Source organism: Candidatus Binataceae bacterium (genome assembly GCA_035650475.1).
GTDB lineage: Bacteria > Desulfobacterota > Binatia > Binatales > Binataceae > JAKAVN01.
Window position 1 is genome coordinate 1 of record DASRHP010000004.1, and the last position, 23,727, is coordinate 23,727.

Genomic DNA, 23,727 nt, shown 5'->3' on the forward strand with positions numbered 1-23,727 from the left:
CGGCGGCGCTGGGGGCGCAGGACCTGTGGGAGGGCGGGGGACCCGGCCGCGCGCTGCGGCTGGGCGCGCTCGCGACCTGCGCCGCGCTGGTTACCCTGCTCAACCCCTACGGCCTGAACCTATGGCGAATCGTCGCGCACACGCTGCGCAATCCGTACACGATGGGCGTCGGCGCCGAATTCCAGACTTTCCTGAGCGTCCTACGCGGACTCTATCGCGCTGGCGCTCCGACCTTGCCGCTTTTGTTCGCGTTGGCGCTAATGGGGGCGTTGCCGGTGAGCTTCGCACTGGCCCCGAGCGCCGACGATCTACCTGAACTGACGGTGGCTGCGATGATGGTTGCGCTGGCGCTCTACTCGGCACGCAACTCGGCCTTCGCGATGATCGCCTGCGCTTCCCCGGTCGCGTTTCACTGCGACCTCGCCCTAGCCCGACTGCGGCGCAGCAGCCGGCTGGCGGCAGCGCGGCAGATGAAGCTGACTGGGGAGACTGCGCAAGCGAAAGCCGTATCCGCTGCTGATCCGGGGGCGCCAGGGGCGATACGTGCCGTGCCGGGCGTCCAGATCGCAGCGCTGGCTGCTGCCGCCGCGCTCGCGCTGAACGCCGGGATTTTCTCCAGCCGACTCCCCGCATATACCGGCTACCCGGCAGGGGCGGTCGCCTTCATGGAGCGCCACGCGCTGTCCGGCCGGATCCTCAACCGCTTCATCTGGGGCAGCTATATCTTCTGGCACCTCGGGCTGCGCTCGCGTGTCTTCATCGACGGCCGCTTCGAGATGGTCTATCCGCTCAAAGTGCAGGCCGACTATCTGGACTTCCTGCGCGGCGGCGCGCGCGCTGCGCGCGTGCTGGGCGGCTATCCGCATGACTTCGTCCTGTTCCAGACCGATACGCCGCCTTATCGCTTCATGATGAAGCAGGAGGGATGGCGGCTGATTTACCGCGATCCGGTCGCCGCGTTCTTCACCCGCGCCGATTCGCCGGCGGCCCGGATCGCCGGAATTCCCGAGGTCCACGCCACCGCGCCGCCGAGCATGTTCCCGTGATCACCGTAGACCCCGAGGCCCTCGCCATCGCTCCGATTGCGTGAGAAGCTGTTTGTCCAGCGATATGAAAGTGACGAGGAGGGCTGACAAACCCCGCGCTGGGAACCGGATCGTCAAGAGCGCACGCGACGTTGCCCGGGCGCGGAGCGCGAAGTCAGTCGCACGTCTCCATCCGATCCTCGAATACGACCGTTCGCGCGCCGCGGTAATCGAGCCTTCGCGCGTCCATCGCCGCATCGCCATTCCCGAGCATTGCGTCCCCTGCTTCTTCCGCGACGTTATCGCGCAGCTCGTTGCCGAGGGGGCGCGCGAACTCACCCGCGGCGAGAGCGAGGCGGGCGAATATGTGTTTTACGAACTGAACTACGGCGGGCGGCCGCTCGCGGTGTTCCACCCAATGGTCGGCGCGCCAATCGCCGCCGCGCGGGTCGAACGCGCGATCGCGCTCGGCGCACGCAAGTTCGTTGCCTGCGGCGGCGCCGGTGCGCTCGATGGCGGGCTCGCCGTCGGCCATATCGTGGTGCCGCGCGCGGCCGTGCGCGACGAGGGAACCTCGTATCATTACCTGCCGCCCGCGCGCGAGGTGCGGCCCACGCGGCGCGCGCTCGCCGCGATCAAGGAGACGCTGCGCCGCCACGGCCACTCCTACGTGCTCGGCAAAACCTGGACCACCGACGCGGTCTATCGCGAGACCCCGGCCAGAATCCGCCGGCGACGCGCCGAGGGTTGCGTCGCGGTAGAGATGGAAGCGGCGGCGTTTTTCGCGGTGGCGCGCTTTCGCGGGGTCGAATTCGGCCAGATTCTCTACGCCGCTGACGACGTGAGCGGCGCTCGCTGGAACCATCGCGACTGGATGCGCCATCAGGCGCGCGAGCGCATCTTCCATCTTGCCGCGGAGGCCTGCTTGCGGCTTTGAGCAGCTCTTCTCTAAGTGGGACGAACCGGCTTTGACCGAGAGGAGAGCGTCTTGCGAAATTGAGGAGCGCTTCGCGGACGCAGCGGCCGCAACCCGCTTAGCTTGCGCGAAGAGTCCAAGCTTCTTCGCGTTGCTCACTTCGCTCAGGAAGACAACTGAACGATTCGGTCTGACGAACGGGTTCGCGACGCTCGCCCGAAGCGGGACTATTCGGGCGGCAGCGGGTGCTGCTGGGTGAGGCAGTGGATCGCGCCCAGGCCCCAGACCAGGTCGCGTGATGGGATTCCGACTACGCGGCGGCCGGGGAACAGACGCTCGAGCGTCGCGGCCGCCGTCGCGTCCTCGGCGCATCCGAAAGTCGGCATCAGCACGCCGCCGTTTAGGATGTAGAAATTCGCGTACGAGGCGGGAAGCCGGGTGCCTTCGTAATACAGCGCCGGCGGCATCGGCAGCGTCTCGACTTTGAGCGGCCGCCCGTCGGCATCGCACATCGCGCGCAGCCTGTGCAGGTTCTCCGCCAGCGCGGGGTAGTTCGCGTCGTGCGGGTCATCTTCGATAACGGTCACGACCGTACCCGGCGCGACAAAGCGCGCGAGGTCATCGACGTGACCGTCGGTGTCGTCGCCGGCGATTCCGGCGCCCAGCCATAACACGGCGCGCACGCCGAGCCAGTATTTGAGCCGCTCTTCGAGCTCGGTGCGGTCAAGCCCGGGATTGCGGTTGGGGTTGAGCAGACAGGACTCCGTCGTGAGCGCGGTGCCCGCACCGTCTACGTCGATAGAGCCGCCTTCGAGCACAAGGCCGGGCTCAATCACCTCGAAACCATAGCGTTCGCCGAGCCGGCGCGGCACTGCGTCGTCGAGGTCGAAGGCGCCGTATTTTTTGCCCCACGAATTGAAGCTGAAGTCGAGCGCGATTTGCGCGGGCGCGCCCCCGCCCGCGATGCGGTTGACGAAGATTGGCCCGTAGTCGCGCACCCACGAGTCGTTGGTCGGGACGACCGCGAATTCGATGCGCCGCAGGAGCTCGCCGGGTGCGACCTCTGGGGCTGCATCCGCCGCGCCAAGGAGCATCTCGCGCGCCAACTGCGCCATTTCTTCGTCGCGCACGACCAGCCGCAGCGGCTCGAAGCTCGCGATCGCCGCCGCCATCCGGGCGAATACCGGTGCAATCGCGTCGAACTTGCCCGGCCAGGTGTCGCGGTTGTGCGGCCAGACGAGGTAGGTCGCCCGATGGGGTTCCCATTCGGCTGGCATCCGGTACCTCCCAGGCAGGCGCGGCGATCCGGGTTTGTCGACTTTCACGGTCAGGAGCGGAAGCGTCGCAGGAGGTCGCCGTAGGCGTCGATTCGCCGGTCGCGCAGGAACGGCCAGTTGCGCCGGGTTTCCTCGATTTGGCTGAGATCGCAGTCGGCGTACAGGACCTCGTCGGCGTTCGACGAGGCGCGCGCGATCACTTCGCCGAAAGGGTCGGCCACGAACGAGTTGCCCCAGAACTCAAGGCGGTCTTCGGCGCCGACGCGGTTGACCACCGCGACGAACATCCCGTTGGCGATCGCATGCCCGCGCTGGACGGTTTCCCACGCCTGGAGCTGGCGGCGGCGCACCGTTTCAACCTCGCCGCGCTCCCATCCGATCGCCGTCGGGTAGAAGACGATCTGCGCGCCCGCGAGCGCGACCAGCCGCGCTGCTTCGGGAAACCACTGATCCCAGCACACCAGCGCGCCAACCGTGGCGTACGCTGTGCGATGCGCGCTGAAGTCGAGGTCGCCGGGCGTGAAGTAGAACTTTTCGTAGTAGTGAGGGTCGTCCGGTATATGCATCTTGCGGTAGCGGCCGACGAGCCGTCCGTCGGCGTCAAGCACGACGGCCGTGTTGTGGTACACGCCCTCGGCGCGACGCTCGAACACCGAGCCGACGATCACGACGCGGTGCGCGGCGGCGAGCTCGCCCAGCGCCTGGGTGGTCGGTCCCGGGATCGGCTCGGCGAGATCGAAGTTGCGCACCTCTTCGGCTTGGCAGAAGTAGCGCGAGCGGAAAAGCTCCTGGAGACAGACGACACGCGCACCGTGCGTCGCCGCCTCTTCGATCTTCGCCACGGCCTTGTCGAGATTGAGCCGCGGATCCTCCGCGCAACTCATCTGCACAAGCGCGATTCGAAGGGGCGGCTGACGCTGCTGGGAGGCCATGACCCTACCTTGATAGCAACCATGCGCGGCCGCTGCCAGCCAGTGCGCTCGCGGCGAACGCGCAATTGTCACTTCGTATGTGTGCAGGTGGCGACGCTGCGTCGTTGGCCTATCTGCGGCAAGGAACTAAGATCGGGCAGTGTCCGAGCTACGCATGGCTAGTAGAGAGCGGCTATGGCTGCTGCGCGCGACGCTTGCGCGGCTGGCCGACGCGACACGCGCTGCGGCGGCCGCCGTCGTAGCCGAGATACGCCGGCTGAACGGTGTCGGTGCGGAGGCGCGCTCGCGCGACGAGCGCGTACGCGCGGTGAAGTCGGCGCTCGGCAGGCGCAGCGACGGTCCTCGCCGATGCTGCTGAGCGTCTGCTCGCCTAGGCGGTTTTTCCTAGTAATATAGGCGATTTTTGGCCGCTTTCCGGGCGGTTTTCGAGTTGGGCATCCCGACCGCCCGGGCTAGGCTGCGAGATGTGAATTCGCCTCAGCTTTGCCCAAGGCTGCGCCCTTCGATGCGAAGCAGGGGCAAAAAAAAGGATGCCTATGGCGCGGAAAACTTCATCTCGGGTCCGCTCGGATTCCTCGGCAACGCGACGGGTGGAGCGTCGGCGAACGGCGGGCCTGCGGCGCAGGCGCGCGGCCCCGCGCCTGGAAGCCTTGGCCAATCTCGCCCATGAATTGCGCACTCCGCTGCAAGTACTGCTCGGCTATCTCGAAATTCTGCGTGATGAGTGGGCCGACGGGCTCGAGTCCGAGCCGCGCGAGATGCTCGAGCGGATGAACGTCAGCCTGCACGAACTCTCGCACACTGTGGACAACATCATGGAGTTCGTGCTGGGCGAAGCGGGGGACCTAAGGCGCGTGCAGGAGCAGATATCGCTGAGCGGCATGATCAACGATCTCACGCCGGCGCTCGAAGCGGCGCGGACGGGCAAGGCGGTCGAGTTGAAGTTCGATCTGAATGACGCGCCGCCCACGCTCGAGGTTCCGCGTCGGCCGCTGCGCTTGATTCTCTCCAACCTCGTGCTCAACGCGATCAAGTACACTGACCACGGAAGGGTGACGGTGCGGATAAGTCGCACGGCGGGCGGGCGCGGGGTCGAGATCGAAGTCGCGGACACCGGGACTGGGATCGCACCGGGGCTGATCAAGCTTGCCTCGCGGCCTTTCGCACAGCTTTCACACTCCAATACACGCCAGCATCGCGGCCTGGGGCTGGGACTTGCGGTGGTCCATCGCAACGCCCACGCGCTCGGCGCCACGGTCGAGATAAGCTCGACGCCGGGTCACGGCTCGCGCTTTATCGTACGGATTCCTGGCCCTGGATCCTCGGTTGAGCGCGCAACCGGCAGGCGCGGGAACAACCGCGCGGCAGGGCACGAGCGCTCCGCAGTCCACGCGCTCGCACCGCCGCCGAGGCGGGTGCGAGAGCCGGATGCAGTTGCGTCGGCGGCGTTTCTTTAGGCGCTGCTCGGAAGGCGGCGGCCGTGCCGCTAGCGGTAGTGACGCATAAGGCCGACCACCACGCCGCGGATCCGCAGGTCGTCCTCGCGCACGAAGATCGGGTCCATCGTGGCGTTGGCCGGTTGCAGGCGAATCTGGCCGCCCTGCTCGGGGTAGTACTTCTTGACCGTGGCTTCGTCGCCGATTAGCGCGACCACCGTCTCACCCGGGTTCGCGGCGTCCCGCCCTTCGACGATGATGTAATCGCCGTCGCGGATACCCTCGTCGATCATCGACTCGCCCTTCACCCGCAGACAGAATGTGTTGTCGCGGCGCACGAACTCTTCGGGCACGCTTATCGTATCGCTACCCTCGACCGCCTCGATCGGCGTGCCCGCGGCGACAGTGCCGACCAGACGCAACTCGCGCGCCGCCCGTCCTTTGCTTTCACCGGCTATCTCAAGCGCGCGGCTGTGGTTGTGGATGCGCTTGATGAAGCCCTTCTGTTCGAGGTTGTGTAGATGTTTGTGGACCGTGGCCAGCGAGGACAGCCCAAAGTACTGGCCGATCTCGCTCAGCGTAGGCGCATAGCCGTGCTCGTTGATATAATTCTCCAGATAGTCGACGAGCTGCTTCTGCCGTTTGGTCAGCGTGGCCATCCTCAACCTCCTCGGTTGCGGGTACCCGAAACCATGATGGCGAAAATCAGGCGAATACGCAAGCGCCGATTTCAGCCGCTCTCGTATTGTGCGTAGAAAACTGATCCACTGGTTAGGCGATGGCGACCATTCGCGTCATCTTCGAGAGCGGCGAGCCCGAGCGGGTAATCGAGTTCAACCCCGCTGACGCCCCCTTCCAGCATGACGGACGGCCGGGTTCGATTCTTGACGTCCTGCTCGGCCACGGCGTCCACCTGGAGCACGCCTGTGGGGGCAACTGCGCCTGCACGACCTGCCACGTGATCGTCAAATCCGGGCTTAATCGGCTCTCCGAACCTAGCGAGCAGGAGGAGGACATGCTCGATCGAGCGCCCGGGCTGACGCCGACCTCGCGCCTCGGATGCCAGGCGGTGATCGAGGATCCGGCCGCCGAGATCGTGGTCGTGGTGCCGCGCTACACGATCAACCTTGTCGGCGAGAGCGCGCCCAAGCCCGAACCGTAGGTGGGGCGGCGGCGGAGACCCCGCAACGCTTCCAGCAACCTTGTGATGATGGCCGACGACGATGGCTGAGCTCGGGGCTTCGACGAGCGCGCCGGGGCGCCGCCCGCTCTATCGCGCGCGCCTTGCGCGGATGCTCGATCACAACGCCGATACGCGCTCGCTGTTTTTGCGTATCGAGGAAGGGGCGAGGCTCGCCGTTGTCCCCGGCCAGTTCATCTCGATCTTGCTCAAGCTTTCCGACGAGACCCGCGTGCGCCCGTACACGATCGCTTCCGCTCACGAGAAAGCCACCGACGAGTTCGAGATTTGTTTCAACCGGGTGCCGGGTGGCGCGGGCGTAAGCTACCTCTTCGAGCGCAAGCTCGGCGACGTGCTCGAGTTCACCGGGCCATTCGGGGCGTTCACGATGGAGCGGCCACCCGAGCGCGAATGCATCTTTATCGCCGAGGGGACCGCGATCGCGCCGATTCGTCCGATGATTCACCGCGCGCTGAAAGCCGCGCGCCCCTCGCCGCTTCATCTGCTGTACGCCGCGCCCGACGAAGAGCATCTCCTCTACCGCGGCGAAATCGCGGCGTGGGCCGCGGCGGGGCTGGATTACGCGCCGCTCGTCGCGCCGGCCGTCGGGCTTTACGACCGGATCGTGGCCGAGGCCGAGCGGCGATGGGTTGCGGCGGATGCCGAGCGCGCGCGGGAATTCTATGTATGCGGAGTTGGCAAGGGCGTGCTCAGGCTGCGCGATCTTTTGCGCGGCGCGGGCTACGAACGCCGCGCCGTCCGCTACGAGCAGTGGTAAGCGCAGCCGCAGCCTGCGCGTAAGTCAGGGCAGCTTCTTCAGCGGCTTGCCGTCCTTGTCGTAGAAGGTCAGCGCGGCTGCGCCCGCCTCGAGGTCCAGGCGCACGCGCGCCTTGCCGCTACCGTCGGCGAGCAGCAGCGCGCGCTCGTCTTTGCTCATGGTAATTGCCGCAGCGTCGCTGCCGTCGGGATTGAACAGGGTGAAGGCGGCCGGCCCGCCGCGCATCACGACGTTCGCCGCCAGCCGCGGCTTGCCGTCGTCGCCCGACATCTGGAGCAGCGTGGTGCCCTCCCTGCTGACGGCCAGGGCGGCGCGCTCGATGCCCTGCTGATCGTACATCGCGAGCTGCGCCAGTCCGTCGGGCGAGACGAACAGCCGGGCGCGTGCGTTGCCCTGCTCGTCCATCACCTCGAACCGGCGCGCCGTGATACCCGCCAGCGCCTGCGGCCCGGCCGCCATCGCCGAGCGCGGCGCGGGCCACAGCCGCGCCGACAGCGCTCCTCCAATCGCACCGGCAACCAGCGCCACGGCGACCGCCGCACGATTCCCGCTCGCCCGCATGTCAACCTCCCGATTCGGTCCGAACTCAGCCGACTAGATCTGTGAGGACGCAGAACTCGCCAACGAGGCCGTCGATTCGCGTTGCGCGCCGCACTCTGCGCTCGCGCTCCAGGCGGCGTGCCGCGCCTTCCACCAGCGCCGGTTCGAGCGCGAGCACGCGCGCGAGCGCGCGTTCGTTGCCGAAGCCCGCGATCTCGAAGTAGCGGCGCACGATCCGGTAGGCGGCCTCGGCGCGCGCCAGCGCGCGCGCCTCGCGCAGCGCCTCGCCCCATCGATGCTCCATCGTGTCCCACACGTACGTAAAAGGGTCGTAGCGCTCTTCGACCTTGAGCGCGAGAAACTTCTCCTGCAACTCCTTCATCGCGCGGTCGAACTCGGCACGCATTTTCGGCTGCGCGTAGCCGGCGCTGAGCTTGAGCGCCTTGGTCTCAGCCGCGCCGCGCCGGCTGAGCGCGTCCATCACCAGTCGCGCGCAATGCGAGAGCATCCCGCGCTCGTACAGCGCGCGGTAGCCGCGCGGCTCGGCGCGCAGCCGCAGAAAGGCGGCGAGCAGGTCGCGCGCGATGAAGCTCGGCCGTCCGCCCAGCACCTTGCCGTAGTACACCAGCTTGCGCGCGGGCAGGCTGTCCTTGATGTTCCAGGTCATGATGATCGCGCGATCGTGCTGGATATGCTCGGGCAGCGGGGGCTCGCGCCGGCCCTCGATCGCCTCGCGCAGGCACGGCACGCCCATGCCGGCCGTGAACGCCGCGCAGAAGCCGACCTCCTCGATAAACCTGAGCGCGGCGTGCTCGCCGCTGATGCGGCGATGGGGGAGGCGGCGGAAATGGTGGTCGCGATGGCGCTCGAGCGCATCGAGCGGCGGCGCCGCGGGACTGATCCTGGCCGCGCCGGCCACCCGCCCGGCGGCGTGCGAGTGCGCCGGCTTCAGTTGCGCACCCGCGCGACGCATTCGGCAAACCATCGGTGATAGTTGGCGCGCACGCCGAGGCCGCGCATGATCCCGTCCAGCCCGACCAGCGCGCGCGCGGTGAAGATCCCGTGCGCGGGCGACTTGTAGAGCTTGTGGCGAAAGGCGATCTCACCTACCTGCGCCGCCTTGCCGATCATGTCGTATTCCTCGGGGCCGTAGGGGCGGTCGACGAGGATCGGCTCGAACATGATGTGGATCGCCTCCACCATCGGGCGCGGGTCCTGATCGCGGTCCAGGTAACCCAGCTTGACCATCGCCTGTCCGATCGCGCGGTCGTCGCCGGCGACCAGTGCGCGGGCGAATTGCAGATGGGCGCGGCGGATCGCCTCGGAATAGTGGCGAATCGAACCGAAGTCGAGGATGCAGATGCGGGGATGATGGGTAACGAGGTAGTTGCCGGGATGGGGATCGGTGTGAAGCACGCCGAACTCCAGGAGTTGGCGCCAGATGAGCGAGTAATACTTGCGCGCGACCCACTTGCGCAGCTCAAAGTCCGCGACGGGGTTCATCAGGTCCGAGAGATGATAGCCGTCGAGGTAGGTCATGGTCAGCACGCGGCGCGAGCTCAGGTCGGAGAAGACCCGCGGCACCATCACCTCGGCATCGTCGGCGTAGAGCCGGTGGAACTCCATCGTGTTGCGCGCCTCGATGCGGTAGTCGAGCTCCTCGACCAGCCGCTCCTCGAGTTCCTTGTAGATGGTGCGGGTGTCGATTTTCTGGCGCATCAGGTCGCCCGCGATCGCCTGGAGCGTGCGCAGGAGCAACTTGAGGTTGCCGAGATCCTGGCGCACGGTGGCATCGATTCCCGGGTACTGGACCTTGACCGCGACCTCCTCGCCGGTGCGCAGGCGTGCGCGATGGACCTGGCCGAGCGAGGCAGCGGCGAAGGCCGTCGGCTCGAAGCCTGAAAAGAGCTGCTCGGGGCGCTTGCCGAGTTCGCGCCGGACCTGCTGTGCGATCATCGCGTAGTCCATCGGGGGGACTCCGGCGCGGGTGGTCTTGAGCAGGTCGATGGCCTCGGCGGGCAGCAGGTCGTCGCGCATCGACAGCATCTGCACCAGCTTCATGAACGCGCCGCGAAGCTGCTTGGAGCTCTCGACGATCCGGCGCGCGTTGCGGATGTGGGTTTCGAGCAGCTCGCGTTCGTGGCGGTCGTGGTCGAGAAAGGGCTTGCGCAGCGAGGTCCACAGGTAGCTGGAGCTGACCTGCGAGACTAGGCCGCCGATCTTGACCGCCCGGCGGGTGCGCCCGGAGGTGATCGCCTTGCGCGGCTTCTCGCTCATCCCTCGCCGCGTGCCATCCCGACCCGGTTGACCAGCGTGGCCGCGAGCGCCGCGCCGAAGCCGTTGTCGATGTTGACCACGGTGATCCCGCTCGCGCACGCGTTGAGCATCCCGAGCAGCGCGGTCACCCCGCCAAAGGCGGCCCCGTAGCCGACGCTGGTTGGCACCGCGATCACCGGCTTGTCGAGCAGCCCCGCCACCACCGAGGGCAGCGCGCCTTCCATCCCTGCGACCACGATCAGCACCGCCGCCGAGCGCAGGCGCGCGAGGTTGGCGGTCAGGCGATGGATGCCGGCGACGCCGACGTCGTACAGCCGCATTACCCGGTTGCCAAACATCTCGGCGCACAGCGCGGCCTCTTCGGCGACTGGGAGGTCGGAGGTTCCCGCGCTGATCACCATTATTGAGCCGTGACCGCGGGGGGCGGGACGGCGGCGCCCGGCGATCGCGCCGATGCGGGCCTCGGGATAATAGGTCAGCCGGCGCAGGCGACGGCGCACCGCGCGCGCCTTGTCAGGGTCGAGGCGGGTGACCACGAGGCCTGCGCCGGAGTCCGCGATGCGCGCGCCGATCGCCGCGATCTGCGCCGCGCTCTTGCCCTCGCCGAAGATAACCTCCGGGATGCCGCGGCGCAGCGCGCGATGGTGGTCGATGCGGGCGAAACCGAGGTCCTCGAAAGGCATATGACGCAGGCGTTCCAGGGCGGCGGGCGCGCTCACGCGGCCCGCCGCGACGCGCTGCAGGAGCCGGCGCAGACGCTCTTCGGTCATCGCCGCCGCGCCTGTTCAGGTGACAACGGCCGCGCCGGCGTAATCACCACCTCGCGCACGGCGCGGGCGTCGGCGCGCACCACCGTCAGCGTCGCACCGCCTGCCTTGAGCTGTTCGCCGGGACGCGGAATATGACCGAGACGTTCGACCACGAGCCCGCCGATGGTAGCATACTCGCCGCTTTCGGGTAGCTTGAGCCCGAAGCGCTCGTTGAGTTCAGCCACCGGTGCGCGGCCCGAGGCCGCCAGCGAGCGCGGGCCTATCACCCGCATCAGCTCCTCGCCCGCAGCGTGCTCTTCTTCGATTTCGCCGACGATCTCCTCGAGCAGATCCTCGAGGGTGAGGATGCCGGAGGCGCCGCCGTACTCGTCCACGACCACGCCGAGGTTCTGCCCGGTGCGCTGGAAAACCAGCAGGATCTCGTCGAGCGGGGTGGATTCGGCGAAATAGCCCACCTGGCGCATCACCTCTTTGACCGGCCGGCTGAGGTCGGGTGCTTCAAGCAGGTCGAAGACGTGGAGCACGCCCACGATATTGACGATGCGCTGGTCGAAGACCGGGATGCGGCTGAAGCCGCTGCGGCGCACGACCTCGATTGCCTCGGCCAGCGTGGTTTCCAGCGGCACCGCCTCCACCCGTATCAGCGGCACCATCGCCTGGCGCGCCTCGGCGCGGGTGAAGCGAAAGATGCGGCTTATCATCTGGCGCTCGGTTGGCAGGATGGCGTCCTCGGCGGGCTGCGGCTGCTCGCCGAGCGAGCGCACCAGCACAGCCAGATCCTCGCGCGTAATGAAGACGCCGTGCGCCTCAGGGGGGACGCCGGCTGCCCTGCGTAGCCAACGCCCTAGCACCGTCTCGGCCTCGAGCAGCGGCCAGAAGATGGCCTCCAGCGCGCGCAGCGGGCGCGCCGCCAGATGGGCAAAACCGGCCGGTCGGCGAAAGGCCAGCAGCTTTGGTAGCGATTCGCCCAGCAGCAGACTGAGCGGGGCGAGGATGAAGGGTGCGAAGAAGGCGCTCGCGGGGCTGACCGCGTGCAGGGACGTGGTGAGCACGCTGGCCGCAATTACGGTCGCGAGGTTCACTCCGGTCAAGGTCAGGGCGAGGATACGCTCGCGGCGCTGGAGCAGGGTGAGCAACACCGCGGCCGGCCGGCCGCCGCGTTGGCCCGCCGCGCGCAGCTTGATCTCGTCGGTCACGACGATCGCGATCTCGCTGGCGGCGAAGAAGGCCTGGATCAGCAGGCAAAGCGCGATCGCTGCGATTACTTCGCCGGGCTGCATCGTTTAAGTCTCACCAGCTCGACGGTCGCGCCGCGCACCTTTTCCACTCCCGCCTCGAAGCCGTCCAAGCGCAGACGCTCGCCCGGTTGCGGCACCCGGCCGAGCCGGCGCAGGACAAGCGAGCTTAGCGTGCGTTCGTGGCCGCGGGGGGCGAAGGCGTCGGCGCCGTCGAGCGCCTGGGCCAGGCGGCTCAGGCTGGTGGTGCCGGCGGCCAGCCATTCACCCTCGCCGATCTGGGTCAGCTCGGGACCGTCGATTTCGAATTCGTCACGCAGCTCGCCGAAGAGCTCCTCGAGCAGGTCTTCGAGCGTGACCAGGCCGAGCAGGCGGCCGTACTCGTCAACGACGAAGGCGATCTGAATGCGCTCGCGGCGCATCTCCTCGAACAATTCGCCCAGGGTCTTACCCGGTGGTACGAAGTAGGGCTTGCGAATGAGCCGCTCCAGGCGCGGCGGCATGGCTTCCAGCCGGCGCGCGACCAGCTCCTTGGCGCGCAGCACGCCCACGATATTGTTCGGGTCGCCGCGGTAAACCGGCACCCGCGAGTAGTGGCCGTGGGCGACCTCGGCCAGCAGCCGCTCCGGCGGGGTGTCGGCGTCAAGCGCGAAGATCCGCTCGCGCGGCGTCATGATCTCGGCGACGCGGCGCCCGCCGAAGGCGAAGACTTTGTCGATCATCGCGCGTTCGCCGGGCTCGACCTCGCCCACCTGCTCGCCCTGGGTCAGGAGCGCCTTGAACTCGCTCTCGGAGAGCGGCGCCGTCGGCACTGCCTCCTCGGGAATGAACACCTGCGCCACCGGATGGAGTATGCCGGCGATCGCGGCCAGCGGCCGCGCGGTCAGGCGCGCCACCGCCGCGGGGAAGCCGAGCGCCAACGTCTTGGGCGTGATGTCGGCGAGCAGCAGCACCATTGTGAACATCACCGGCACCGAGACCCATCCGCCCGGCGGGCCCAGCCAGCTCAGCAGAAAAGCCGTCGCCAGACATTCGGCGAAGACGTTGATCGCCTCGTTGATACCGATGATGACGACGAGCGACTCGAGCGGGCGGCGCAGCAGCGATTCGACCGCGTGGGCGACCGGTTCGCCCAGCCGCGCCCGCGTGAATTGCATCCGCGCCAGCGCGAAGAGCGCGGTTTCGGAGGCGGCCAGCAGGGCGCTTATCCCAAGCAGTACGATGACGAGCAGGAGCAGCATCGCCGACGACTCTACGCTCCCGAGCGCGAACGCAGCTGATCCCATCCGGCGACCGCGGGAATACGCCGCCCGCGCGCGCCGTCGGTTCCGACCAGCGTCGCGCCGCGCGCTGCCGTTATGCGCCCGATGCGAGTGACCATCACGCCGAGCCGACGGCTGAGCGCGGATGGCGCAAGCTCGCGGCGCAGGCAGAACAGCAGCTCGTAGTCATCGCCGCCGCCGAGCGCGAGCGCGGGATCGTCGCCGACCGTCGCCCGGTAGGCGTCCGAGAGCGGCAGCGCAGAGGCGTCGATCTCCGCGCCGACGCCGCTGCGTTCGAGGATGTGGCCGAGGTCCTGCCAGAGTCCGTCGCTGATGTCGATCGCTGCCGGCGCGGGACGGATTTGCGCCAGGCGCTGTCCGGCTTTAAGCCGGGCGGTCGGCCGCAGCATTCGCCCGACGAGAAAAACGCGCGCCGCGCCGCGCCCGTGCAGCCGCCGGCTGAGGATTCGCAGGCCGGCGGCGGCGTCGCCCAGCGTGCCGGTCACGTAAATCGTGTCCCCCGGGCGGGCTGTGTCGCGGCGCATCGCACCCCCGCGCACCTCGCCGAGCAGCGCGATCGTTATTGCGAGTTGATCCGCGCGGGTGACGTTGCCGCCCACCACCTCGACCCCCGACGCCCTCGCGGCGGCGCCCAACCCTTTATATATCCGTTCGAAGAAGGCCAGGTTCAGACCGCTCCGCACCGCGAGGTTGACGACCGCCGCTGTGGGTACGCCGCCCATCGCGGCGATATCGCTCAGGTTGACGGTCAACGCGCGCGCGCCCAGTTCCTCCGGCGTGCCCCAGGTGAGCCGGAAGTGCACGCCCTCAACGAGGGAGTCGATGGTGAACAGCTGGCGCGCCCGGGTGGGGCGAAGGATTGCGCAATCGTCGCCGGGCCCGAGGATGGCGCGGCGCGGCCGACCGAGCCGGCTGAGCAATCGTTCGATGAGCGCGAATTCTCCGGGCGGGCTGCTCACGGGGCGCGCCGAGCGTTGGGCGGCGCTGGGGGAGTCGTCAGGGACGTCTGTCGTATTGGTTTCCAGGCGGCGAAATTGGATGTTGAACGGACACGAACCACGCTAGAGCATTGACGCAACACGGGCAAGCGGGCGCGGGCTGCCAACAATCCCTTACAGCGACGCTGCTTGCATGCGACAGACGGCCGGTGCTCGGTCGATGGCCGCGCGGATTCAATGGCCGCCCGCGCCCGCGCCGCGCGCCGCTTGATTGCGCGGCAGAAAGTACGTGATGACCAGCGCGACCGCCATCAGGTAGCACAGCGAGCGGTAGATGTCGTTGAGCGACAGCATCATCGCCTGCGCTTGCACCCGCCCGTAGAGCATCGCCAGCCCCTGCTTCTGACCCGAGATGATCTGTTGCATGTAATCGAAACGCGGCGCGCCCGGCATCCGTGCGCGCGCGCCGAGGCCCCAGACCTCGAACACTGTGATGTGTTGCACGAGGTAGGCCTGGCGGGTTTGTTGGAGGCGGGTGAGGTAGGTGGTCAGGGTCGAGGTCCCGATTGAGGCCCCGATGTTGCGCACCATCGAGTAGAAACTCGCCGCGTAACCCATGTTCTCGCGCGGCACCGAGCTCAGCGCGGCGGCCGACAGGGTCGGAAAGATCAGGCCCATCCCGATTCCCTGGATCACGGTCGGCCAGATGAAGTTCGTGATGCTCATCGTGAGGTCGAGTCCCGCCAACTCCCACTGCGACAAGGCGATCAGGGTGAAGCCGAGGTAAACCAGCGGATGGGTCCGGTAGCCGCGGCGCGCCAGCCCGCCCAGCAGGAACATCGACGCCATCACGCCGATCCCGCGCGGCGCCATCGCCAACCCCGCCTTCCACGCCGTGTAACCGAGCAGCTCCTGGAGGAAGACCGGGTTGAGAATCTGCATCCCGTAGGCGGTGAAGGTCAGGATGATCAGGAGCAGGGTCGGGATGGCGAAGTTGCGGTTGGTGATGAGGCGAACCTGGAGAATCGGATTGGGCAGGCGCCATTCGTGGACGGCCAGCACCACGAAGGCAGTGAGCGCGATCGCCGAGAAGTAGCAGACCCAGGCCGACTGGAACCAGTCGGCGCGCTCGCCGCGGTCCATCACGATCTCGCCCAGCCCCAGCGCCAGTACCAGGCATAGGATTCCCAGGTAGTCGGCGCCGCCCTTGCCCTTGAGCCGACGCAAGTACGGCGGATCGACGACGAAGGTATAGACCATCAGCGCGGCGGCGATGCCGATCGGGACGTTGATGTAGAAGTTCCAGCGCCAGTTCCAGTTGTCGGTGATCCAACCGCCCACCGTCGGCCCCATGATCGGCGCGACCATCAGCCCCAGCCCCCACATGGCCATCGCCAGCGCCTGTTCGTTGGGCGGAAAGGTCTCCATCAAGATCGCCTGCGACAACGGCATCATCGCCGCCCCCGCGATCCCCTGCAAAAAGCGGAACGCCACCATCTGGTCGAGCGTCTGCGCCGCTCCGCACATCGCCGATGAGATGACGAAGGTGACGATCGAGATGAGGAAGTAGTTCTTGCGCCCGAATTGGCCGGCGATCCAGCCGGTGGTCGGGATCATGATGCCGGCCGAGACGAGGTAGGTCGTCACCACCCAGGTCACTTCGTCCACGCTGGCCGAAAAGCTGCCCTGCATGTGCGGCAGGGCGACGTTGACGATCGAGCTGTCGAGGACCTCGAGGATGGTGCACAGGATGACCGCGACCGCGATCAGCCATTTGAGCGTGCCGCCGGCGTAAACCGGCGCCTGCGCGGACGCTTCCAGCGGTGCGGCTTCAGCCATCGAAGGTCGCTGCTATACGGTGCCGGCGCGCTGGAACTCGCGGCGCCGCGGAACTTGTGCGACGAACCTAAGAGGCCAATGGAACGTGAACGTTCCTCGCGAGCACGGACGTGACCGCCATTATGCAGCAATTGCGCGGCTCCCGCGAGTCAAAAGGCCGGCGCCCGGGGCGGACCGCCGCCGCACGGGTCTGGCGGGCCGGCTCGGTGACGTTTGCCAAGCAGCGCGGCTCGGAACTAGATTGCTCATAGACAGGCGCGTACGGAGGCTACGGATGGAGCTCCATACACGTCATGGGGGCGGCGGCCCATCGCCCGAGCGTGGCGCATCCTGCACGCGCACCAGCGGCATACTGTGGAAGGTGATGGCGCATGGCTCGACGCCGGGCAATCCGCACGGCCTGCTGCTGGCGTGGCCGCGCTGGGAGCATCTTGCGCACTCGATGTGGCCGACGCGCCGCATCCCCGGCACCCTGCATGATATCCTGCGCGTGCGCTTCGTGCTCTACCGCGGAGAGGTCCTGACGCTGCCGGACCTGACCGAGATCCGGCCGGGAATGATCGTCGGCGAGCTGCATTGCAACAACCAGGCGATCTTCGACCTGGTCAGTGGCGACCATGGCAATCCTTATCGCGCGGCGCGCCAGGACCTGCGCTGTCTGGCGCGCTGGATCGTGCGGCCCGGATTCGACCTCAACGTGCAGGCTTTCTTTGGCGTCACCCTGATCGCCAAGGCCGCCGCGCGGCTGGGCTTCTATGTGCGCGCGCGGCCGCCCTCGCTACGCCGGCGGTTGGACCGGATGTTTATGACCGGCCTGCTGGTGCTCTACACGCCCGGCGGGCTTTCACGCATCGAGACTGGCACCACGGCACGTTCCTATCCGCAGGAAGTGTGGCTGTCGCGGCGCGAGCTTTTGCGCCGCTACGGCCCAGTGCGCTATCCGGCGCCCGTCCATCGAGTAGCGCGCGCGCAGTTCAACTGAGCCGCGGCCTTTTGCGCGTTCGCACTTTGCTGGCTTCGGTCAACCCCGATAACCCAGCGCCGACAGCCACGGCAGATTGTTGTTGGGCGGGCGCTCGGCGAAGCTGACGCCCTCGGTTACAAGATAGCAGTCCAAAGTTTCGTCGAGCGCGCGCGCAAACGCCGCGCCGTCGCAATCGCGCGCCGCGCCGGATGCGGTGCTTTCCGTCAGCGGCCGCGCGGAGACGGCCAGAGGCCGCGCGGCGTCCGCCAGCGCGCCGAGCGAGCGCCTTAGCCGCGCCGTCGCGGCGGGACTTTCGAAGTCGAGCGCGAGGTCGTCGCCGAGAAAGCTCGCGATAACGCCGAAGCCGCGCGCCGCGCGGCGCATCCGCGCCGCCAGCGACGGCTCCGTCGGCTCGAGCGCGTAAGCATAGACGACGAGCGCGAGTTCGATTCGTCCCGCACGCTCGCGTTGCCTTGCCATGCGCATGCGCCACCGCTCGAGCGCGGTCTGCGAGAGCATCGTGCGCCAGCCGCTTGCGTCGAAGGAATTGTTCACCACGTGTGTGGAGAGCCACTCGGCCTGGCGGGTGACGATTGCGCCGGCAACCGCCGCGGCTGCGTCGAGCGGAGCGCGCGCCGCCAGCGTGACGACGCTGGAGTCGCCGCTGCCGCCCCACGCGCGGAGCCATCCGCGCCGCCCCATCGCGTCGAGCGCACGGTCATGTGGGTCGAGCGGCAGGACGTACACCTTGCCTGCGGCGGAAAGTGCGTCGGCGAAATCGATTTTCGGCTGCACTTCAACCCAGTGCCCCTTTTCGCACCTGAGCGGCGCGTACACCGCGATCGCAGGGCACAGCGCCGGCATGTAGTCCGCGACGAGATCGTTGCCCAGGCCGTTGCTTTCGATGGTCGACGCGAGCACGTGCGCGTTGTTCCAATCGACCGCCCGCGGGTAACGGATTCCGCCCGCCCACGCCGCCTCGGCGCCGAGCGCGGGCACGCCGAGCGGCCACAGCGTTGCAATCGCGGCCAGCGCGGCGCCGTACAGCGCGCGATGGTTGGAGGCCGTCGCCGCGATCCGGCGCGCGACCCAGACGCCGGCGAGCACGCTCGCCGCGAGCCCCGATTGCAGGATGAAGCGCCCCGGATCCTGGAATAGCCATGCAATCGGCGCCGCCGCCCAGGCGACCAGGAAGGCGTTGTCGCGCGGACGTTTCAACGCCGCGACGAGCCCTGCGACACCGAGCGCGTCGAGCATCGGATCGAAGAGCAGCGCCGAATGGCTACGCACGTCGCGCAGCCATTGCAGATAGTACAGACAGTGGATGGTGTAGGGTGCGGTGAGCAGCGCGACGCCGGCGCCGACCGCGATGAGAGCGCGCCAGCGACGTTCGAGCGCCGCCGCGACCGCCACCCCGAGCGGGGCGGTCACGATCCCGCCGATATGGACGTAGATCGCCGCGGCGGTAAGCAGCGCCGCCGGCCCAAGCCGCCGGCGCAGGAAAAAATGAATCGCCCACGGCGTCAGGATGAAGAGCCATCCCGAGGGAATCCCCACTGCGAACGAGGTCGCCGCGAACGCCGCGCCGCTCAGCAGCGTCGCCGCGAACAGCATCGCCCACTCCCCGCCGATCCACAGCGCGAATGCCGCCGCCGTCGCCATCGCGGCCGCCCATTGTGCGGCCGCCACCATCGCGTTGGCCAGCACGTAATCGCCGCCGGTGCCGCCCAGCACGCGGCCGAGCCCGCCGACTACCAGGTACATCAGCGGAGCTTGCAGATTCGGCCGTCCGCCTGGACCGAAGTTGATGTGATCCCACGCGACCAGGCCTCGCTCGCCGTACGAGCGGGCCAGCGCAACGTGGTAGGCGGAGTCGATCGTCACCCGCCAGTCGCCCAGCGCGGCGAGCAGCAGCGCGCCGTGCAGGCCCAGCAGAACCAGCGCGGCGGCTATTACCCGGCGATCGCGATTGGAGGCGGTAGCCACAGAGGCGGCGTACACGGGTTCGGTGGCGCAAGACGCGGCGATTCGGAATTATAGTTCGACGCGCCTCCGCGCTTGGACGTCATGGACATCGCTTCAGACCCGGACTCGCATCAGCGCGACCGCACGCTCATCTTTGTGGCGGCCTTCGTGCGCGCTATCGCGATTGCGATGACCGGCGTGCTGCTCGGAGTCTATCTCCATCGGTTGCAATTTTCCGCCACTGCGATCGGCGCGACCATCACGGCCGGGCTGGCAGGCGGCGCGTTGGCCGCGCTGGTGGCGACGTTCACGGCCGACCGCTTCGGCCGCCGACGCTTTCTGCGCTGGATTGCCCTGCTCAGCGCCGCCGGCGGATTCGTGGTCGCCTACGCTTCAGCGGAGAGGGCTGTTATCGCGGCGGCCTTCCTGGGAATGGTCAACGGGATGGGCCGCGACCGAGGCGCGGCGATGATCATCGAACAGGCGATCCTGCCGTCGACGGTCCCCGACGAGCGCCGCACGCACACCTTTGCCGTGTACAACGTCTTGCTCTCGGCGGGGGCGGCGATTGGGGGGCTTATCGCGGGAACGCCGGCGCTCCTCCAGCGCACCGGATGGGTCGCGAGCGAGCTCGGCGCGCTGCGGGCGGGGATGGGGCTTTACGCTGCGCTGATGGCGGCGGTTGCGATTCTCTACCTGTTCCTCAGCCGCGTGGTCGAAAGCGAGCATCCGCAGGCTGGATTCAAGGTCTCGCCGCAAAGCCGCTCGGTGTTGGCTCGCCTCTCGGGCCTGTTCCTGCTCGACAGCCTGGGTGGCGGCTTTCTCACCCAGGCGCTGGTCTCATTCTTCTTCGTCGAACGCTTCGGCGTGAGCGCCGCGGAAGTCGGGATGCTGTTTTTCGGCGCGGCCATCGCCAACGCGCTCTCGCAGTTCGCCGCGGCATGGCTGGCGCGGCGGATCGGGCTCGTCAACACGATGGTGTTCACGCACATTCCGGGAAACCTGCTGATGGTGGCGGTCGCCTTCGCACCGACCTTTCCTATCGCGGCGGTGCTGTTCCTCGCGCGCGAATCGCTGGTCCAGATGGACGTGCCGACACGCCAGTCCTACGTGATGGCGGTGGTTGCGCCTGCGGAACGCACCCTCGCCTCCGGCGTGACCGGATTGGTGCGGATGGGCGGATGGGCGTTGGCACCGACGCTGGCGGGCGCGGTGATGGAAGGGCTGTCGTTGACGACGCCGTTCATCATCGGCCCCGGGCTCAAGGTGCTCTACGATGTACTGCTCTTTCGCGCGTTCAGCGGATTGCGCCCACCCGAGGAACACCGCGCGGCCGCCGGCGCTTCCCGAGCGTAGTCTTCCCCAGCAGCGACGGCGCGTCCGCGGCGGTCAAATATGGCGATGCTTCAATCGGTTGCCGATGCGCGCGCGGTGCGCTTGCGGCAGTGGCGGCAGAGCGCGCGAATCTCGACCGAACATCCGAGCAGCTCGAACTCGCCCAGCCGCTCGCGCCCCTCAAGCAGGGTGTCGAACTCAGGCGCTTCGATATCCTCGACGCGCTTGCATCGCACGCACACCACGTGATGGTGCGGACGGACGTTGCCGTCGTAGCGTGCGGTGTCGTGCAGCGGAGTAACCTTGCGCGCCTCCCCCACGTCGCACAGGCGCTCGAGCGTGCGATGGACGGTGGCGAGCGAGATGTGCGGATGCTCGCGGCGGACGCGGGTGTAGATGCGGTCGGCGCGCGGATGATCACCTGATTCCAGGAGCGCGCGCAGTACGGCGAGACGCTGCGGCGTTACAGGGATTTTCTTGCGCCGGCAGTTGGCGACGAATTCCGCGAGCCGCCTTTGGGCGTAGGCGCCGCGCTCCTGTCCGCCGAACAGCTTAACTTCGCTCATTGATAATAATTATCATCCAGCAAAAGGGGCCCGATCAATGGGCCTTCGCGCAATTTTCGTCTTTCAAAACAGCGGCAGTTTGACCCCGGTCGTGACCAGCGCGCCGCTCAGCACGCCCATCAGCGCCTCGCCTGCCACCAGGCCGGCGGCCAACAGCACTCCCGCGCTACTTTCGCTCTCACCGCCCTCGCGCCGAACGGCGCGCGCCAGCGCTCCCAGCAGGATGGTGACGCTGAGCCCGAACGGAAGATAAAGTCCGATCGCAACCGGCATCACGGGCGTCCGCCACTGCGAGCCGGCCCGCTCCAAGGCGCGGTCGACAATAACGAGCACGCTGGCGAGAATCGCGCCCCCGGCGACCGTTGTCCACGGCAGGCCGCCTGCGAAGACTCCCTGCGCGACCTTGGCCATCAGGAAGGCCTGCGGCGCGGCGAGCGCGCCCGCGCGCGCGGTCGGTGTGCCGGCGATTCCATAGCCTCCGATCAGCAGATTGAGCACTGGCGCCATCACCAGCGACGACGCCAGCGCCCCGACGAGGACTGCAATCTCGAGCGCACGCGGCGTGGCACGCACGTGAAAGCCGGTAGCGAGATCGTGCAACGAGTCGCCCGCCATCGCGGCCGCCGTGCAGACCACGGCGCCGGCCGTGATCGCGAGATGCGGCCCGATAGCGGCCGGCACGCCCCAGAGCTTGAGCATCAGCGCAATCGCGAGCAGCACAATGATCGTCACGCCGGAGACCGGATTGTTCGAGGCGCCGACGATGCCGGTCAGGTAGCCGGCGATCGCGGTGGCGAAGAACCCGATGAAGGCGAGCGCCAGCGCGAGCACGCCGCTCAGCAGCGGGTTGCCGGACAGAAGGAAACAAATGACAAAGATGGCGGGGATGGATAGCGCGACTGCGCCGAGCACGGCGGTGGTCGAAAGGTCCCGCTCCTCGCGCGCGGGCGCGGCGAGATGCGAGGTGCGCGCCATGCGCAGGCTTTCGACGAGCGCGCGCCGGATCGGTGCGCGCAGCCGCCATAGCGTCGCGACTCCTCCGACCAGCATCGCGCCCACGCCCAGATAGCGCACCTGGCCGCTCCAGATCGCCTGTGCCGCCGCCTGCGCGTCGAGCGGGCGCAGCTCCGGATGCGCCGCACTCAGGACCGGGATTGCCGCGAGCCATGCGATCGCGCCGCCGAGGAAGACGAGGCTCGCGATGCGCACGCCAACAAGGTAGCCGACGCCGAGCAGCGCCGCCGAGACGTCGGCCGCACCCGCCAACGCGCGGCTCCCGACCCATCGCGCGGCGGTAACGGCGCCGGGCACGACGCCAGCGATATCCTGCATCGCCTTGAGGGCCGCCGCGGCCAGCCCGCCGCATACCAGCGGCATGGCGCTCGCGCCGCCGGCCTCGCCCGCGCGCAACACCTCGGCGCAGGCGACGCCCTCGGGGAACGGCAGGCGCTCCTCGACGACATAAGCGCGGCGCAGAAAGACGACCAGCAGGCTGCCCATAGTGCCGCCCGCCGCGCACAGCATCGTAACATCGCGCCACGACAGCGCAGCACCTGGTCCGAGCACGATCAGCGCAGGGAACGTGAAGATCGCGCCTGCCGCGACGGCTTCGCCCGCGGACGCAATGGTCTGCACGACGTTGTTTTCGAGGATGGTCGAGCCGCCGAGTGCGCGCAGCACCGCCATCGAGATGACGGCCGCCGGGATACTCGCCGATACCGTCATCCCGGCATACATCCCGAGGTAGGCGTTAGCCGCGCCCAGGATGAGCGCGAGGGTAAGGCCGAGCACGATCGCGCGCGGGGTTATCTCGCGTAACGGCACGTCGGCGGGCGCCGGATGCGCGGCGGCTGGACGCGTCACGCGCGGCCCTGCCGGACGGCGCGGCGCAAGAAGGTCGCGATTGCGGAAAGAGTGAGGTAGGCGAGGCCGCTCACCTGTTCGCGGCCTGGTTGGAGTCCGGATCGACGTGCCGCTGGCCCTGCGCGTCCCATCCCTCGATCCCTTCCACCATCACGCTCACGTTGGTGTAGCCCGCGTTGACCGCCCGCCGGGCGGCGTCATGGGAAGCCATTCAATGGGGGTTGGCGCAGTAAAAGACCAGCCGCGCGGCTTTGTTGGGCGGCAGTTCGGCCGCGACGTCGTAATGTTCGGGCGAGGGCAGCAGATGTGCGCCGGGGATGACGCCGTACACCTCGCGCTCGTGCGCGACGTTGGCGTCAAAGATAAAGACGTGCGCGTCGGGATCGCCGCGCAGCGCCGCGAGGTCGCGCACGTGGATAAGCTTGAAGTTGTCATGCTCCGGAGCGTTGCCGAGCAGCGCATTGAGCTTTCGCCAGGCCGAAGAGCCCACATCGCCGGCCGACGCCGGCGCTGCGAGGAAGCCCGCAGCCGCGAACAGTGCAATCGACGCGATCCACCGACGCATGGAGTTATCCCTTGCGGCTTTTACGCGATAACGCGACGATAGC

The 23,727-nt window shown here is 68.0% G+C and carries 24 protein-coding genes; 8 read left to right on the forward strand and 16 right to left on the reverse strand.

Annotated elements, in window-relative coordinates; translation table 11 throughout:
* Positions 1–1,046: hypothetical protein (locus tag VFB33_00880; GenBank protein HZO80221.1), on the forward strand; the 1,046-nt coding region annotated here is incomplete at its 5' end.
* Positions 1,047–1,116: 70 nt separating this feature from the next.
* Positions 1,117–1,962: a nucleoside phosphorylase gene (locus VFB33_00885; protein HZO80222.1), complete on the forward strand. Its 846-nt coding sequence runs from the start codon at positions 1,117–1,119 to the stop codon at positions 1,960–1,962.
* A 206-nt stretch (positions 1,963–2,168) separates the two neighbouring features.
* On the opposite strand, the gene VFB33_00890 is transcribed toward VFB33_00885, so the two are convergent.
* Entirely contained in the window at positions 2,169–3,218 is a 1,050-nt protein-coding gene (locus VFB33_00890; protein HZO80223.1) for an agmatine deiminase family protein, read from the reverse strand.
* Positions 3,219–3,268: 50 nt separating this feature from the next.
* Entirely contained in the window at positions 3,269–4,150 is an 882-nt protein-coding gene (locus VFB33_00895; protein HZO80224.1) for a carbon-nitrogen hydrolase, read from the reverse strand.
* 154 nt (positions 4,151–4,304) lie between these two features.
* Here VFB33_00895 and VFB33_00900 point away from each other — a divergent pair, with 154 nt between their 5' ends.
* Positions 4,305–4,508 (forward strand): hypothetical protein, encoded by a 204-nt coding sequence (locus tag VFB33_00900; GenBank protein HZO80225.1) that lies wholly within the window; start codon positions 4,305–4,307, stop codon positions 4,506–4,508.
* 232 nt (positions 4,509–4,740) lie between these two features.
* Positions 4,741–5,607: a HAMP domain-containing sensor histidine kinase gene (locus tag VFB33_00905; GenBank protein HZO80226.1), complete on the forward strand. Its 867-nt coding sequence runs from the start codon at positions 4,741–4,743 to the stop codon at positions 5,605–5,607.
* A 29-nt stretch (positions 5,608–5,636) separates the two neighbouring features.
* On the opposite strand, the gene lexA is transcribed toward VFB33_00905, so the two are convergent.
* Positions 5,637–6,245 (reverse strand): transcriptional repressor LexA, encoded by a 609-nt coding sequence (gene lexA / locus VFB33_00910; protein HZO80227.1) that lies wholly within the window; start codon positions 6,243–6,245, stop codon positions 5,637–5,639.
* A 119-nt stretch (positions 6,246–6,364) separates the two neighbouring features.
* On the opposite strand from lexA, the gene VFB33_00915 reads away from it, so the two are divergent.
* Together VFB33_00915 and VFB33_00920 are read left to right on the forward strand one after the other, a co-directional pair.
* Positions 6,365–6,748 carry a 2Fe-2S iron-sulfur cluster-binding protein gene (locus VFB33_00915; GenBank protein HZO80228.1) on the forward strand — a complete coding sequence of 128 codons (384 nt, stop codon included), beginning with the start codon at positions 6,365–6,367 and terminating at the stop codon, positions 6,746–6,748.
* Between the two features lie 61 nt (positions 6,749–6,809).
* Complete coding sequence (locus tag VFB33_00920) at positions 6,810–7,544, forward strand: FAD-dependent oxidoreductase (protein HZO80229.1); 735 nt, start codon at positions 6,810–6,812, stop codon at positions 7,542–7,544.
* A 24-nt stretch (positions 7,545–7,568) separates the two neighbouring features.
* On the opposite strand, the gene VFB33_00925 is transcribed toward VFB33_00920, so the two are convergent.
* From VFB33_00925 to VFB33_00960, 8 genes are all read right to left on the reverse strand, one after another.
* Positions 7,569–8,105 (reverse strand): hypothetical protein, encoded by a 537-nt coding sequence (locus tag VFB33_00925; protein ID HZO80230.1) that lies wholly within the window; start codon positions 8,103–8,105, stop codon positions 7,569–7,571.
* Between the two features lie 25 nt (positions 8,106–8,130).
* Positions 8,131–9,057, reverse strand: a complete 927-nt coding sequence (locus VFB33_00930) for a hypothetical protein (GenBank protein ID HZO80231.1) — start codon at positions 9,055–9,057, stop codon at positions 8,131–8,133.
* The gene (locus VFB33_00935; GenBank protein HZO80232.1) at positions 9,033–10,361 is read right to left on the reverse strand and encodes an AarF/UbiB family protein; all 1,329 of its coding nucleotides are present in this window, start codon (positions 10,359–10,361) and stop codon (positions 9,033–9,035) included. The genes VFB33_00930 and VFB33_00935 overlap by 25 nt, the downstream gene beginning before the upstream one ends.
* The gene (larB, locus tag VFB33_00940; protein HZO80233.1) at positions 10,358–11,131 is read right to left on the reverse strand and encodes a nickel pincer cofactor biosynthesis protein LarB; all 774 of its coding nucleotides are present in this window, start codon (positions 11,129–11,131) and stop codon (positions 10,358–10,360) included. The genes VFB33_00935 and larB overlap by 4 nt, the downstream gene beginning before the upstream one ends.
* Entirely contained in the window at positions 11,128–12,411 is a 1,284-nt protein-coding gene (locus VFB33_00945) for a hemolysin family protein (protein HZO80234.1), read from the reverse strand. The genes larB and VFB33_00945 overlap by 4 nt, the downstream gene beginning before the upstream one ends.
* Positions 12,393–13,652, reverse strand: coding sequence for a hemolysin family protein (locus VFB33_00950; protein HZO80235.1), 1,260 nt, complete (start codon positions 13,650–13,652; stop codon positions 12,393–12,395). The genes VFB33_00945 and VFB33_00950 overlap by 19 nt, the downstream gene beginning before the upstream one ends.
* Positions 13,619–14,608 carry a thiamine-phosphate kinase gene (thiL, locus tag VFB33_00955; protein HZO80236.1) on the reverse strand — a complete coding sequence of 330 codons (990 nt, stop codon included), beginning with the start codon at positions 14,606–14,608 and terminating at the stop codon, positions 13,619–13,621. Before thiL ends, VFB33_00950 begins: the two co-directional genes overlap by 34 nt.
* Positions 14,609–14,821: 213 nt before the next feature.
* Entirely contained in the window at positions 14,822–16,426 is a 1,605-nt protein-coding gene (locus tag VFB33_00960; GenBank protein ID HZO80237.1) for a DHA2 family efflux MFS transporter permease subunit, read from the reverse strand.
* 274 nt (positions 16,427–16,700) lie between these two features.
* Between VFB33_00960 and VFB33_00965 the strand changes: the two genes are divergently transcribed.
* Positions 16,701–17,408, forward strand: coding sequence for a hypothetical protein (locus tag VFB33_00965; protein HZO80238.1), 708 nt, complete (start codon positions 16,701–16,703; stop codon positions 17,406–17,408).
* 39 nt (positions 17,409–17,447) lie between these two features.
* Here the strand turns inward: VFB33_00965 and VFB33_00970 are convergent, their stop codons facing one another.
* The gene (locus VFB33_00970; GenBank protein HZO80239.1) at positions 17,448–19,376 is read right to left on the reverse strand and encodes a hypothetical protein; all 1,929 of its coding nucleotides are present in this window, start codon (positions 19,374–19,376) and stop codon (positions 17,448–17,450) included.
* A gap of 81 nt (positions 19,377–19,457) precedes the next feature.
* Between VFB33_00970 and VFB33_00975 the strand changes: the two genes are divergently transcribed.
* A complete protein-coding gene (locus VFB33_00975; GenBank protein HZO80240.1) occupies positions 19,458–20,711 on the forward strand; it encodes an MFS transporter in 1,254 nt (417 codons plus the stop codon).
* 50 nt (positions 20,712–20,761) lie between these two features.
* Here VFB33_00975 and VFB33_00980 read toward each other — a convergent pair whose 3' ends face one another.
* The 4 genes from VFB33_00980 to VFB33_00995 all read right to left on the reverse strand — a co-directional run bounded on the left by VFB33_00980 (position 20,762) and on the right by VFB33_00995 (position 23,684).
* Positions 20,762–21,256: a transcriptional repressor gene (locus VFB33_00980; protein HZO80241.1), complete on the reverse strand. Its 495-nt coding sequence runs from the start codon at positions 21,254–21,256 to the stop codon at positions 20,762–20,764.
* Between the two features lie 63 nt (positions 21,257–21,319).
* Positions 21,320–23,119, reverse strand: a complete 1,800-nt coding sequence (locus tag VFB33_00985; GenBank protein ID HZO80242.1) for an oligopeptide transporter, OPT family — start codon at positions 23,117–23,119, stop codon at positions 21,320–21,322.
* Between the two features lie 70 nt (positions 23,120–23,189).
* Positions 23,190–23,330 (reverse strand): hypothetical protein, encoded by a 141-nt coding sequence (locus VFB33_00990; GenBank protein ID HZO80243.1) that lies wholly within the window; start codon positions 23,328–23,330, stop codon positions 23,190–23,192.
* Positions 23,331–23,684: a hypothetical protein gene (locus VFB33_00995; protein HZO80244.1), complete on the reverse strand. Its 354-nt coding sequence runs from the start codon at positions 23,682–23,684 to the stop codon at positions 23,331–23,333.
* Between the last annotated feature and the right edge of the window lie 43 nt (positions 23,685–23,727).